The organism is Nitrospina watsonii (assembly GCF_946900835.1).
GTDB lineage: Bacteria > Nitrospinota > Nitrospinia > Nitrospinales > Nitrospinaceae > Nitrospina > Nitrospina watsonii.
Genome location: NZ_OX336137.1, coordinates 2,966,529 through 2,980,024, shown reverse-complemented (window position 1 = coordinate 2,980,024; position 13,496 = coordinate 2,966,529). Strand labels below are relative to the sequence as shown.

Below are 13,496 nucleotides of genomic sequence, written 5' to 3'. Positions count from 1 at the left end.
CTCTATCCCCTCCTTGGAAAGGAGGGGTGGAAATTGGGCTCAGACTGGGGGAACCGGGAACAAGGTTTTATAAACGGACACCGTGATGGCGCAGATATCCAAATTAAAAGTTCTGACGATTGCCGAATACAACCTGATCGCCAATAAAGACCCGGTCGGCAGTTACGATCGCAGGACGCGCGAGAACCTCGACGCCATCCGTGCCCGGTTGCGTGACAACGTGGCGCGGCTGTCCGATCTCGAACGCCGTCTGCACGACAAGTTCAAGGACGCCAAGTTCCAGGCCTTGGACAAAAAGGATCGGCAGGTGCGCAGCGAAGTCAACCGCCATCGCCTGTCGGCGCGCACCCGGCGCATGCTGGCGTGGTCGGGTTCCGCTCTCGCCGTCACCGTGCTCGGCCTGGGGTTCGTCTATGCCTTGGTGCTCGACGCCGCCACGCAGAAGCGCGTCGATTACCTGATCTACGAACGGCTGGGCCAGCTCGGCATGGCCTCGCCGCAGGAAGTGAAACAGATCAAGGGCGAGCTCGACAAGCTGGAGCGCGACCTCGTCCAGACCAAAAAGAAAAACCTCGAGCTGGCGCAGATGATCGACCAGATGATCCAGAACAACAAAGTGCCGCAGAATCTGCAAGTCATCGTCAAGCGCATCCACGACGACCCGCGCGCGAAGTACGTAAAGCAGGGCGAAAGCACGCGGTTGCTGTTCGACGGCAAACCCATCGCGCAGTATTCGACCCATGCGGAGAACTGGTACATCCTCGGCATACTGGAGACCGGCATGCTGAAGGTGTTTTACAACGACGAGGAAATATTGGAAGTGCCCGCCATCTTCGGTCGCAAGGATGAAGAGACGCCGGTCGGCGAGTACGAGATCGAGAACAAGTTGTACAAGCCGACGTGGTACAAGAAGGAAGAGGTGAACGGCAGGACCGTCGTGCGCGCCATCCCGTTCGGCGACCCGGACCACGAGATCGGCCACTGGTGGCTGGGTATGAAGCGGCTGGGCAAACCGGTGCCCGGCAGTTACGGCATCCATGGCGTGAACGTGGCGCGCACCAACGAGTTCTTCAAAAAGAATTACGATCACCGAGGCGGCAGCGCCGGTTGTCCCAACATCCAGGAATGGAACCTGGATTTCCTCGCCCACGTCCTCCCCACCGGCACCCCGGTCCACATCGTCCACGAAGAAAAGTGGAGCAAGTCGGCCTGACCCGGCCACGGCCCCCTCTACGAGGGGAAGAAGCAGGGTAATGCTCTCCCAGCGAACGATGATCGGTGGGCGCGAATAAACAACTTTTCTCTCCCCAAGGAGAGGTGAGCATCTTCTTTCCTACACCTTCATCTCCTCGCGGATTTTTTCGGCGAGGAAGATTTTCATGAGCGATTGGTAGGGCACGTCCCGCTTGTGGGCGAGCAGTTTCAGTTCTTCCAGCATCGAGGCGGGCAGTCGCAGAGAAATGGTTTTGAGCGACGGCTTCAGCTCCGGCAGAGTCACGCGCCTTGCCTTTTTCCAATCCACGTATTCGGTGGAGTCGCGGTCACTCCAGAATTTGCGTTCCTCATTTTCGCTTTTGAATTTCGGAATTTTTTTAGTCATAAGCTTCGTAAACCTTCCGTAGAATAACCTCAAAATCATAGCATGCCATCCTGAGCGGAGCGAAGGATCTATGTGCTGTCTTTTTAAAACATAGATTCTTCGTCGCCTCCCTTACAGGGAGAGGAAGCGGGCTGATGCGTTCCCGTTCGAAACGGTGATCCACGGGCGCAATTCCAATCGCCCATGTTCCCTCCCCGCGTGGCGGGGCTCCTCAGAATGACAAGTCCTGAAGGAAAAATCCCCCCAGCCCCCTTCGGAGAAGGGGGGGCATCGATTTGCGCCCACTGGCCATCGTTCGCCCTCAATGCATTAGCCCGTTCTTTCGGGCGAGGCCCGGCCCACGGCCGGAGGGAGCATGGCTACTGCTTGGTGAACACTGCGATGGTCTGTGGGCGCAATCTTTAATTAGTGAACGCTTTCCTCGTAAATAAAATTTGCCCAATATCGCCGGGGACAGTACAATCTCGCCTTAACTTATTGTTTCCTCACTTATTATTAGAGCCCCGCGCATGAAAAAACCCTGGAGTGGCAGATTCGAGCAGGCGACGGACGATCTGATGATCCGTTTTTCGGAGTCGGTGTCGTTCGACCGGCGGCTCTACGCCTACGACATCCAGGGTTCCATCGCGCATTGCAAGACCCTGCAGAAGGCGAAGCTGGTGACGGCGGCGGAATCGAAACAGATCATCGGCGGCCTGCAATCCATCCTGAAAGAAATCGACAGCGGCCGGTTCGAGTTCAAGTTGGAATTCGAAGACGTGCACATGAACATCGAGCAGCGGTTGATCAAAAAGATCGGTTCGGCGGGTGGCAAACTGCACACCGGTCGCAGCCGCAACGACCAGGTGGCGCTCGACCTGCGCCTGTACCTGCGCGACGAGATCACGCACATCGAACGCGCCCTCAAACGGTTGGGCCGCACGCTGATCGGCCAGGCCAAAAAACACGTCAACACGATCATTCCCGGTTACACGCACCTGCAACGGGCGCAACCGGTGTCCTTGGCGCATCACCTCTTGGCGTACGTCGAGATGCTGGGGCGCGACCGCGCCCGCCTCAACGACATGCTCAAGCGGGTGAACGTGATGCCGCTGGGCTCGGCGGCGCTGGCGGGATCGGGCTACCCCCTCGACCGCCACTACACGGCGCGGTTGTTGAAGTTCCCGGCGGTCACCCACAACAGCATGGATGCGGTGAGCGACCGCGACTTCGTGGTCGAGTTCCTCGCCGCCGCGTCGTTGGTGATGGCGCACTTGAGCCGCCTGGGCGAGGAAGTGATCCTGTGGTCCACCAGCGAGAACAAGTTGATCGAGTTGTCGGACGCCTTCTCCACCGGCAGCAGCATCATGCCGCAGAAAAAAAACCCGGACCCCGCCGAACTGGTGCGCGGCAAAACCGGGCGGGTGTACGGTCACTTGATGGGACTCTTGACGCTGCTCAAGGGGCAGCCGCTGGCCTACAACCGGGATATGCAGGAGGACAAGGAACCCTTGTTCGACACGGTGGACACGGTGCAGATGGCGCTCGATGTGTTCGACGGCATGATGAAGTCGGCGACGTTCAAGCCGCAGCCGGTGGCGTCGCTCGAAGCCAGCGGCTTTTTGACGGCGACGGAGATCGCCGATTACCTGGTGCTGAAAGGCATGCCCTTCCGCGACGCGCATGAGGTGACGGGCAAGACGGTGGCGTATTGCCTGAAGCAGGGCAAGGGGCTGACCGATCTCACGCTCGGCGAGTTCCAGCAGTTTTCACCGAAATTCAAGAAAGACATTTTCGATTTTGTGTCGATCGAAGGCGCGGTCGATCGCAAGAACGTGTATGGCGGCACCGCCCGCAACCAGGTGCGCGAGCAACTGAAGCGCCTGACGAAAGAATGGAAGTAGCGGGCGTGGCCCGCGGCAAACGGGCTGATGCGTTACGGGCGAACGATGGCTTTTGGGCGCGTTCCAAACTCAAAATATTTTCCTGGAGCGTAGCCCAGCCCACCTCGTGGGCGGGCGTGGCCCGCGGCAAACGGGCTGATGCGTTATGGGCGAACGATGGCTTTTGGGCGCAATTCCGAATCTCTCGCGGACGTTGAAAATGACGAAACCCTTCCAAACCATTTTTTACATCCTTTTAATTACTATACTGGCAGGTGTTCTGGTTGCCGGTTGCGGGCGCAAGGGTCCGCCGCTGCCGCCCGTCAAACAGCCCTCTGTTGAGACCGAAGCCCCCGAAAGCCAGCTGGAAGAGTCGCCGACCCTGGGGGGTGAGGAGACCCCGGCCGGAGGACGCGAGGACGCACCGCCCGCCGTGCCGCCCTACCCTTGATGAAATCCGCGCCTGCCTGATCTTCCTCTTTTGACCCCCTCCCGGAACCCGAAACCCCCATTTTTACACCCCTTCCGCCAGAACTCCCATAAAGCCCAAAAAATCAATAAAATAGGTGTGATTTTTGGGAGACAGTTAAACATATTTCGGTTATAATGGGTTTCTAATCAACATTAAAAATTTCAATGACTTATAGGATGGCTGTTTTGGGGCCATTTGTATAGCTATTTGATTATTAAGGTTTTATTGTTAACCCCCCGGAGCGGCAGAGGGAAACGTGATTTTCTGCGCCGATTTTATCAACCGGAAGTTGGAAGGATGCCCGCGATGAACAAGGACGAAGTGGCTTTGTATTTGAACGAACACCCGGAGTTTTTCAATGATTACCCGGAGTTGTTGACCCGGATCAAAACCATCGAGGAAACCGACCTGCCCGTGCAGCCGCTCAAAACCTTGAGCATTGCCGACCGCATTCTGCGCCGCGTGCAGCAGGACAAGGAACACATCAAAGGTCAGCTCGAATGGTTCATGGAAGTGGCGGAATGCAACGAGCGCATTCTCGAGCACCTGTTCGAGATCGAACGCATCTGCCTGTACAGCCACAACTTTTTCCAGATGGCCAGCGAAATTCGTGGCGAGATCATCAAACGCTTCGGCATCCACGGCGTGATGATCTGCCTGGTCGATGGCGCCGATCACTTCATCGCGCACAGCCTGCCGCAGATGCAGTCGCGGGATGGCGCCGAAAGCCTGCGCCTGATCGATCAGGCCACCCTGTTCGACTGGTTCAGGGATGGCTGGGGTCCGGTGCTGCGCAATCAACTGGAGCCGGGTTCCGAATTGTTCGACGTCACGGATAGCGGGCCGATCCGTTCCGAAGTACTGATCCCGATTCCGTTGCACGGCAAGATGGCGGGCGCTCTGTGCCTGGGAAGCGTGGACCCGGCGCAGTTTCACGAGGGGTTGCGCACCGACTACCTGGAACGCACCGCAGAGAAGCTGGGCATCGCCATCGACAACGTGCTTTTGATGGAAGGGATGAAAAATCAATCGTTGCTGGATTCGGTCACCGGACTGTACAACGAGTCGTACCTGGCGACCGCGGTGAAACGCGAGTTCGACCGCGCAAGACGCTATGAGAAAAGCCTTTCCTGCGTCAAATTGCAGATTGACTATTGGGATGATCTCATGAATACTTGTGACATAGACAGGTATCAAATTCTCGTCGAGATCAGCCGCATTCTCCAGCAAAATTCGCGCGATGGCGACCTGCTGTTCCGGGTCAACGACGGTGATTTCATGGTGCTGCTCCCCGGAATTTGTGGCGACGCCGCCTGTCAAATGGCCAACCGGTTGAAGTCGGACGTGGAAGAAGCGCTCAACCCCGGTCCGGCGGATGCATTTTTAAAAATCAACCTCAGGATCGTTTCGTACCCCGACTCGGACATCGTCAATCACGACGATTTCGATTACGCGTTGTCGGTGATGGACGGCCTCGATCCCGAAGAAAACAGCGAATCCTTATCGGCATGATCACACACGCACAACCCGGCGACGCCGCGGGCATTTTGAATCTCATCAACGACTACGCGGAAACCGGTCTCATGTTGCCGCGCACGCTGGCGGATGTCGAGCGCAACCTGTCGCAGTTCCGGGTGTACCGGCAGGATGGGCAGGTGGTGGGCGTTCTGGCCCTCAGTTACGGTGCCAAGGGACTGGTTGAGATCCGGTCGCTGGCCGTGCACCGGGAGTATTCCCGGCGCGGCATTGCCAGTCAACTGGTGGAGGCCGGCATTGAAGACGCCATCCGCGCCGACTACTCGCATGTGTTCGTGTTGACCTACGCGGCGCCGTTGTTCCAGCGTTTCGGCTTTGAAGTGATCGACAAAAACCGCCTGCCGGATAAAATCTGGAAAGATTGCACCGTGTGCCCGAAGCAGGAACGGTGCGACGAAACGGCGATGATCCGTCCGCTGGTATTCGTGCCCGTCGCGGTGCCCGTTTACGAACCGGCTGTTGCATTGACGCCGGTCACCGGATTGCAACCGGTCACCGGATTGCAACCGGTCACCGGATTGCAACCGGTCACCGGCATGGAAACGATCGCCGCGGTGTAAGAAGCATATCGGCGGATGCCGGTGCATTGAGGGAGGTGACGCATGCTCGAATCCTTGTTTTCCTCGCTTTCCGGTCTCAACGTGGCCAGCCGCAAAGTGCAGGCCAGCGCCAACAACCTCGCCAACCTCCAGACCCCCGGATTCAAAAGCAGCCGTGTCAACATTGTGGACAGCCCATCGGGCGGCGCCCGCGTCTCCGGCGTTTCACGTTCCGGTTTGCAGGGACCGCTGGTGCCCACCAACAACCCGCTCGATATCGCAGTGCAGGGCAACGGGTTTTTGCAGGTCGGCCTTGCCGGCGGCGGCACCGGCTTCACCCGCTCCGGCAGTTTGAAAGTGGATGGCGGCGGCCGGCTGGTCACCGCCGATGGCAACCCGCTGCTGCCGGAAATCAGCATTCCCGGTGGCGCGCAGACGATCCGCATCGGTCCCGGCGGACGCGTCTCGGCGCTCGTCAACGGTCAGACACAAACGTTGGGACAACTCCAGCTCGCCGGGTTTCAGAATCCTGCCGGGCTTTCCGCCCTGGGCAACAGCCTGTTCGGCGTCTCCGGTTCCTCCGGCCAACCGGTGGCCGGCAACCCCGGCAGCAACGGACTCGGCACCGTGCAGTCCGGATTCCTCGAGGTGTCGAACGTGGACATCAGCGAGGAAATGGTGCAGCAAATAGTGGCATCCACCCAGTTCCGCGCCAATGCCAACGCCATTCGCGCCGCCGATGACATGACCGGCAGCCTGCTCGACATTACGGCTTGAAAAGCGTCCGGGCTGGCAGTACCATTCGGTAACACATCACACCATTCCCTTTTCACCCATCACGTTTGCATGAGTCTCCTTGAACGGGACAACATCAATTACCTGACCCACGTCGAGCAGTTTTTTCTGACGCTGAAGGGATCGGGCCTGTCGCTTTCGGCCAGCGACTACGATCTCATCACGCAGTGGGAGAGTCGGCAGGTGCCGGTGCAGTTGTTGTGCCGCGCCATCGAATCGGCGTTTCGCCGTGCCGAGGACCAGGCGCGCGGACCGCTGGCGAAGGTGTCGCTGACCGGCTTGCGCGAACAGGTAGAAACGGAAATTGAAAGGGCGGCCCGATGACGCGATCGCGCACTCAGCCGGAAAAAAACTGCAAGGACTGCCGGGGCCAGCATTATGTCCTCAAAAATCCGGCGGGACGCGTGCAGGCGGAAATCTGCGCCTGCTTTCAGTGCGAGATCTGCGGTGGACGGGGCCAGGTGTTCGCCGAAGATGAGACCGGCGTTTCGTTCATGCGCGCCTGTGAGTGCGCCGGGTTGAAAAAGCGGCTTGATTCGTTCAACAACGCCAACCTGCCGGGCAAATACCTCGAAACCCAGTTCGACACCTATCATCCCATCGGGTCGCAGGCCAACAAGCTGGCGCTCAAGACGGCGCGCGATTTCGTCAAGGATTTCGAGCAGAAGCCGCAAAGCGGTCTTTTGTTCATGGGCACGCCAGGCGTCGGCAAAACCCACCTGGCAGTGAGCATTTTAAAAGCCCTGCTTTTGGAAAAAGGCGTGAACGGCAAGTTCATCGATTTTTTTCAATTGCTCTCCGACATCCGCCACGGCTATTCGCAGGACCTGTCCGAGCAGGCCATCATCAATCCCTTCGTGCACGCGCCGGTTTTGGTGATTGACGAGCTGGCCAAAGGCCGCAACACGGAATGGGAGCTGACCATGCTCGACCAGATCATCTCCAACCGTTACAACGCCGCCGACAAGGTGACGATCTTCACCACCAACTACACCGATGAAGTTTCGGAGCCCGGGCACAAAAAGAAATCGAAAGACACGCACGTGGAGTTTTCGCGGAATGATGCGTCCAGAAGCTGGGCGGGGGAAGAGACGCTGGAGGACAAGGTGGGCGATCGCATCTTCTCGCGGCTGGCGGAGATGTGCCGGTTCGTGAAGATGGAAGGAGATGACTTTCGCCGCAGCATGGCGGGGAAATCGTCGCCGCGCTCATCGGGCCCGGGAAAAAAACATTGAGCGTTTGATGACCCTTGGCATAACTTGGTATTTGGCGGGCGATCTTTTTCCTCCCCTCCTTTCCAAGGAGGGGATTGAAAGGCGGGTTGCACCCGCGGGGAACGAATAAGGATTTGAATGGGGTGTGGGACTATCGTTCTCCCAGCGGACATTGCCCATCCAGGGCTTTCTGCAAAAAAGAAGGACCGGATGCGAGGCACCCAGCCCTTCTTGTTGGCATTGAGTTTTAGGGAGAAGCGTCCAGCCCATAGCGGGTGGACCGGGAGGTTACTGCAAAACGGATCGGCGTGAGCGATCCAGTTCAATCCTCCAGAGCGTACTCATCCGACTCCGTCAGCACGTCGGTTTTCGCGACCGAACGTTTGCCTTTGCGCTTGGAAGCGCGGTTTTTCGTATCGTCAAAAATTTTGCCCCAGTACTCCTTGCTCAACTTTTTAGGAGACACCACCTTTTTGACTTTTCCATCTTCATCGAGAACTTTAACGGGATAAAACATGCGGATCCCTCCTTTTTATTATGGGGTCCGGAGCTCCAACTTCAAGACCGTCTGGTGAAGCGCTTTCCAAATCAGAAAAAGCCCTACATCCCCAGATTCCAAGGTGTTCGCTTTTGCACCCACTGCTGTTATAAAATGACCTTATTTGTATCCTCTGGTATTGGGATGCATTTCTCTTTGTCAGGATTCATCCTATGTCGAAAAAATTGCTAAATATGAAATTCATTATCAAATTATTGCTCATTTTGGGCCTGTTATCCACGGTTTTCTTTTTAGCGGCGTGCGAACGCGACTTGAAGGAGCACAAGGTGCCGCCTGCGGTGGTGGAGAAGCTGGCCAAGAAAAACGATCCGGCCCTGCAGGCTCAGGCGGTGGAGGGGGTGGTCACTCTGGCCCCGGGGCAGGCGCCGAGGGTGACGGAGGCGGCGGTGCTGTTCCTGTATGCGCGGCCGCGTGGGGTGGAGAGCGGGCCGCCTTTGGCGGTCAAGAAGATCAATTTCTTCACCTTTCCGATGGAATACTCGCTGGGGCCGGCGGAGGTGATGCTGGCCGGAACGAGCTTTGAAGGACCGCTGACGGTTTCCGCCCGGCTCGATCTGGACGGCGACCCCAAGGCGCAGCCCGGCGATCTGGAGGGCCGCATCGATGTCGAGCCCGGCAACAAGCAGGCCAACATCGTGTTGGGTGAGGTGATGAGCACGGGTAAAGAGATCACCGGCACCCTGTCGGTGTCCCCGAAACTACAAAGCCATCTGCCCCAGACACCGGTGTTGTTCATTCTGGCCCGACCCCACGGCGTCAAAACCGGCGCGCCTTTGGCGGTGAAGCGCGTCATCGGCGTGGAGTTTCCGTATGCGTTCCGCATCGGCCAGGCCGATACCATGCTGCCGGACGTGGAGTTCGACGGACCCGTCACCCTGCTGTTCCGGCTGGACAACGACGGCAATCTGAAATCGACGCCCGGCGATATGGAAGGCGAAGCCAACGCCAACGCCGGTGATGAAAACATCGAGGTGGTGATGGAAACCCTGGTGGCGGGTTAGCCCGCCAGGCGGCGGCGAACAGGCCGATGCTGCGGAGGCATTCAAATAACTCCTCCCCTTACCAAGGGGAGGAATGAGGTGGGGTTGCCTTGTGTCCTGCCCCAATCCCCTCCTTGAAAAGGAGGGGAGGCAAAGAGAAGGACCATCGTTCAGCGTGTCGGCCGTCGCAAACATTTGGGTAGCGCGATGGCTATGCTGCCTCTCCTCGCAGAGGAGCGGACTGCGTCCGGGGGCAACGGAGTGGATTTGGAATTGGGCTAGCCGACCATCGTTCGCTTACCGGGCATTACCCCTCTTCTCACCCGCGAGGCGGGCGGGCGTGGCCCGCGCCAATAAATTGTTTTCAGGAATGCGCCTGCGGACCATCGTGAGCAGGTGAAAGCAGTAGCCATCTTCCTGCCCGCGAGGCGGGCGGGCGTGGCCCGCGCCAATAAATTGTTTTCAGGAATGCGCCCGCAGACCATCGTGAGCAGGTGAAAGCAGTAGCCATCTGCCTCTCCTCGCAGAGGAGCCATCGTTCGCCCCTAACTCAGGCGGACCATCCGCTATGAGCGTTGGCTCCATTTCCTCTCCCTGTAAGGGAGCTATTCGTTGCCGAGGCCGAACAGGTCGTCTTCGTAGAGTTCGTTGAGGGTGAGGGCTTCTTCGCTGGGGGGTGGTTTTTCCAGGTCATCCAGGTCGAGCTTCGCCCATTCTTTTTTGATCTGGGTCTTGCTCAGGTAGTGGACGGTGCGTTGGTTCGGTGCGGCTTCGTTGTGTTCTTCCGGCATGACATCCTCCCACGGGACGGCTTAATACCCTTGCTCCCGGTTGGCGCCCATGAAGCGCTGGCGCTTGTCGAAATACTTCTGATGGTAGTCCTCCGCCGGGTAATAAGGCCCGGCTGCGGTGATTTCGGTGACAATCGGCGATTTGAACTTGCCGGACTGCTGGAGTTTCTCCACGGCGGCGCGCGCGGTCTGTTCCTGTTCCGGCGTGTGGAAAAAGATGGCCGAGCGGTACTGCGACCCGACGTCCGGTCCCTGCCGGTTGAGCGATGTCGGGTCGTGTTCCTGCCAGAACACGTTGAGCAGTTCGTCGTAGGAGACGACGGCGGGATCGTAATGCACGCGCACCACTTCGGCGTGGCCCGTTTCGCCGGTGCACACCATGCGGTAATCGGGATTTTGCACATGCCCGCCGGTGTAGCCGACGGAGGTCGCCGTCACCCCGCGCAACTGACCGAACGCGTGTTCCACATGCCAGAAGCATCCGGCTCCAAAGGTTGCCTGTTCCGTAGTTGTCATCGATTGAATTCTCCTTGGCTTAAAGAATACTGTATGCCAAACCGCGACGCAAGAAAACCGTTTTCCGGTATCCCGGACGTCACGAGGGGGAAGGCCCCGGCGGTGTGGCCTGGGGGGCGGCAGGCAGCGTGCGGGTGCGCCTCCAGGCCAGCGTGCCCAGCGCAATCGAAACCACCATGCACAGGTAGCAGAACCAGTCGCCATAACGCGCATACAGCGTCGGCGGGGCGGTCCGGGGTTGAATGGAAGCGATCAGCACCTCGCGCTCGAACAGCTCCGTGGTCGGATGGATGCGCCCCAGCGTGTCCACCGCGCCGGTGATGCCGGTGTTGGCGGCGCGCACAATCGGTACACGGTTTTCGACGGCCCTCAGGGCGGCCATGCTGATGTGTTGATACGACGCGGCGCTTTTGCCGAACCAGGCGTCGTTGGTGATGTTCACCAGAAACTGCGCGCCGTTGCCTACCGGCCGCCGCACCAGATCGGGGAAAGTGATCTCGTAACAGATCGACACCGCAAACTTGTACCCGTTGATCTCGAACAGCGTCGCCTCGCTGCCGCGGCCGAAATCGCCGATGCCCACCACCAGCTTGTCGAGAAAGAACAGCACCGATTGCCACGGGATGAACTCGCCGAACGGCACCAGGTGGATTTTATCGTAACGGCCCTTTATGTTGCCGTCGCCGGAGAGCAGATAGGCGCTGTTGTAGGACACCCATGTGCCGTCCTGCTGCTCGGCGCGCGGGCTGCCGAACAACAGCGGCGTGTTCAACTCATCGGCGAGTTGCACAACGGCTGACGTGCCGTCGAGGTCGTTCAAAAAATAAAACGGCGTCACCGCCTCCGGCCACACAATGAAGTCCGGGCTGCTCACCACCGCCCGCATCGTGAGTTCGCGGTACGTGGCGAGGATCTGTTCCTTATACTGCGGGTCCCATTTCATCTGCTGCGGAATGTTGCCCTGCACCATGGCGACTTTCAGCGGCTTCACCGGTTGTTCCTCGTGCGCGTTCAACGCCGCCCAGCCGTAGGCGAGGACCAGCGCGTAGAGACCGAACATCACCACCGACACCGGCGTGCGGTAACGACGCCACGGCATCTCGCGGCGCAGGCGCGGATGGAACAGGTAAAACAGCCCGGCGTTGACGGTGACGATCAGAAACGAAATGCCATAGACGCCGGTGAGGTCCGCCATCTGCAACACCGGCAGGTTGAGGTATTGCGAATAGCCCAGCCCCTGCCAGGAGAAGCCGTACTCCAGATGGGTGGAGCGCAGGTATTCGAGCGTCGTCCACAGGAAGGGTGCGAGAGCGATGAAGTAAAGCGGTTGATTTCGGCTGAGATGGATTGTCAGAAAACAAAACAGCGCGATGTAGGCGCTCAGATAGGCAGCCAACAGAAAAAGGATCGGCCACGCAATCACGCTCGGGATGTTTCCATAATTGACTAAAGTGTTCGTCACCCAGCTCAGGCTGAGGCCGTAAAAGGCCAGGCCGGCGACGAATCCGAGCAATGCCGCGCGTTTCGGCGATTGCCCGAAGATGGCGAAAAACAAGGGGATCAGCGCCCCCCACGCCAGGAATTCCCAGTCCATGCGCGGAAACGACAGCGCCAGCAGCACACCCGTGGCCAGAGCCAGGCCGAAAAACTTCATCGACACCTTAGCGAAAAAGGGTTAAAGTACAGTAATTCCAATATATAATGACAAATTGGGAATCACATGCCGAGGAAACAACCATGACCCAAAAAACAGAAATCGACTGGGTCGATCACTTCAAAAAAGTCTGCATTTGCCGCAGCATCACCGGTGGCACCATCATGAAAGCCATCCAGGACGGAGCGCTGTCTTTTGAGGCATTGCGCCGCGCCATCCGCGTCGGCACCGGCAACTGCAAGGCCAAACGCTGCCGGCCGAAGATCGAAGATAAGCTTCATGCCTACCGGTGCGCGTTGGAAGTGGAAGCGAAACGCAGCAAAGGAGAGGACGCCGCCTCGCCTCCCGAGCCCGGAACCTGCGACGGCGGTGACGCCTGCAATCCCTGACCCCCTGTCCGCATCATCCCCCCTGCCCTTTAGCGATACACCGATCTGGATTCACACCGACCCGCCCCAACCGGCGGGATTTTTTTTGCCCGGAAAACCTGGACACCGCATTCCATTTTTAGCAGCGCTCCGCACCCGGTGCGCCTCTTTCTTCCCGCTTGCGAGCGAGTCGGGCTACGCTCCCGCAATTATCCTTTAAAAGCTCGTTGCGGGCAACGTGTGTTTGGTAAAGAACACGGAGTTCTTTTCTGAATGGGTCGCGCGAATTTAAGTCCGGAATATGATCTGAAAGATGAAATGCGGGTGCGGAATCGAATCCATCGATTCCGCGCATCGGTAACCTCCCCTCCTTGAAAAGGAGGGGAACCGGGCAACGCCCGGTAGAAACAAGAGCCAGCCAGGGATGGCCTCCCGAAAAATTGAAGTTTCCTATTAGAGAGTTGCAGGTTCGCTTCGCGCCTGGCGCGACCCTCCCCTTTTCAAGGGGAGGGCTGGGAGGGGTTACGGATGATTCTTCCACTTTCCCCGCTTCTTTATTAAGCTTGAATGAGTCAGATAATTTCGCGTTCAATAAACTGCAAAACGGATT

15 protein-coding genes are annotated in these 13,496 nt (G+C 58.3%); 10 read left to right on the top strand and 5 right to left on the bottom strand.

The window, feature by feature from the left end; genetic code table 11:
* Positions 1-85 precede the first annotated feature (85 nt).
* Positions 86-1,213, top strand: coding sequence for a L,D-transpeptidase family protein (locus QML71_RS13905; RefSeq protein WP_282012529.1), 1,128 nt, complete (start codon positions 86-88; stop codon positions 1,211-1,213).
* Between the two features lie 120 nt (positions 1,214-1,333).
* Here the strand turns inward: QML71_RS13905 and QML71_RS13900 are convergent, their stop codons facing one another.
* Positions 1,334-1,600 (bottom strand): BrnA antitoxin family protein, encoded by a 267-nt coding sequence (locus QML71_RS13900; protein ID WP_282012528.1) that lies wholly within the window; start codon positions 1,598-1,600, stop codon positions 1,334-1,336.
* A 509-nt stretch (positions 1,601-2,109) separates the two neighbouring features.
* Between QML71_RS13900 and argH the strand changes: the two genes are divergently transcribed.
* The 7 genes from argH (at position 2,110) to QML71_RS13865 (ending at position 8,039) form a co-directional block, all read left to right on the top strand.
* Positions 2,110-3,483, top strand: coding sequence for an argininosuccinate lyase (argH, locus tag QML71_RS13895; protein WP_282012527.1), 1,374 nt, complete (start codon positions 2,110-2,112; stop codon positions 3,481-3,483).
* A gap of 199 nt (positions 3,484-3,682) precedes the next feature.
* Positions 3,683-3,913, top strand: a complete 231-nt coding sequence (locus QML71_RS13890) for a lipoprotein (protein WP_282012526.1) — start codon at positions 3,683-3,685, stop codon at positions 3,911-3,913.
* Positions 3,914-4,240: 327 nt separating this feature from the next.
* On the top strand, positions 4,241-5,446 hold the full coding sequence (locus tag QML71_RS13885) for a DUF484 family protein (RefSeq protein ID WP_282012525.1): 1,206 nt from the start codon (positions 4,241-4,243) through the stop codon (positions 5,444-5,446).
* Positions 5,443-6,030, top strand: coding sequence for an N-acetyltransferase (locus QML71_RS13880; RefSeq protein ID WP_282012524.1), 588 nt, complete (start codon positions 5,443-5,445; stop codon positions 6,028-6,030). The genes QML71_RS13885 and QML71_RS13880 overlap by 4 nt, the downstream gene beginning before the upstream one ends.
* Positions 6,031-6,072: 42 nt before the next feature.
* The gene (locus QML71_RS13875; protein WP_282012523.1) at positions 6,073-6,786 is read left to right on the top strand and encodes a flagellar hook-basal body protein; all 714 of its coding nucleotides are present in this window, start codon (positions 6,073-6,075) and stop codon (positions 6,784-6,786) included.
* 69 nt (positions 6,787-6,855) lie between these two features.
* The gene (locus QML71_RS13870; protein WP_282012522.1) at positions 6,856-7,128 is read left to right on the top strand and encodes a hypothetical protein; all 273 of its coding nucleotides are present in this window, start codon (positions 6,856-6,858) and stop codon (positions 7,126-7,128) included.
* Positions 7,125-8,039, top strand: coding sequence for an ATP-binding protein (locus QML71_RS13865; protein WP_282012521.1), 915 nt, complete (start codon positions 7,125-7,127; stop codon positions 8,037-8,039). Before QML71_RS13870 ends, QML71_RS13865 begins: the two co-directional genes overlap by 4 nt.
* A gap of 301 nt (positions 8,040-8,340) precedes the next feature.
* Here QML71_RS13865 and QML71_RS13860 read toward each other — a convergent pair whose 3' ends face one another.
* Positions 8,341-8,535, bottom strand: a complete 195-nt coding sequence (locus QML71_RS13860) for a hypothetical protein (RefSeq protein WP_282012520.1) — start codon at positions 8,533-8,535, stop codon at positions 8,341-8,343.
* Between the two features lie 194 nt (positions 8,536-8,729).
* On the opposite strand from QML71_RS13860, the gene QML71_RS13855 reads away from it, so the two are divergent.
* Positions 8,730-9,578 (top strand): c-type cytochrome biogenesis protein CcmI/CycH, encoded by an 849-nt coding sequence (locus tag QML71_RS13855; protein WP_282012519.1) that lies wholly within the window; start codon positions 8,730-8,732, stop codon positions 9,576-9,578.
* Between the two features lie 584 nt (positions 9,579-10,162).
* On the opposite strand, the gene QML71_RS13850 is transcribed toward QML71_RS13855, so the two are convergent.
* The 3 genes from QML71_RS13850 to lnt form a co-directional block, all read right to left on the bottom strand.
* Positions 10,163-10,348 (bottom strand): hypothetical protein, encoded by a 186-nt coding sequence (locus QML71_RS13850; RefSeq protein WP_282012518.1) that lies wholly within the window; start codon positions 10,346-10,348, stop codon positions 10,163-10,165.
* Positions 10,349-10,369: 21 nt separating this feature from the next.
* Positions 10,370-10,864 (bottom strand): peptide-methionine (S)-S-oxide reductase MsrA, encoded by a 495-nt coding sequence (gene msrA, locus QML71_RS13845; protein ID WP_282012517.1) that lies wholly within the window; start codon positions 10,862-10,864, stop codon positions 10,370-10,372.
* A gap of 79 nt (positions 10,865-10,943) precedes the next feature.
* Positions 10,944-12,518: an apolipoprotein N-acyltransferase gene (gene lnt, locus QML71_RS13840; protein WP_282012516.1), complete on the bottom strand. Its 1,575-nt coding sequence runs from the start codon at positions 12,516-12,518 to the stop codon at positions 10,944-10,946.
* An 83-nt stretch (positions 12,519-12,601) separates the two neighbouring features.
* Here lnt and QML71_RS13835 point away from each other — a divergent pair, with 83 nt between their 5' ends.
* Complete coding sequence (locus QML71_RS13835; RefSeq protein ID WP_282012515.1) at positions 12,602-12,907, top strand: (2Fe-2S)-binding protein; 306 nt, start codon at positions 12,602-12,604, stop codon at positions 12,905-12,907.
* Positions 12,908-13,496 lie beyond the last annotated feature (589 nt).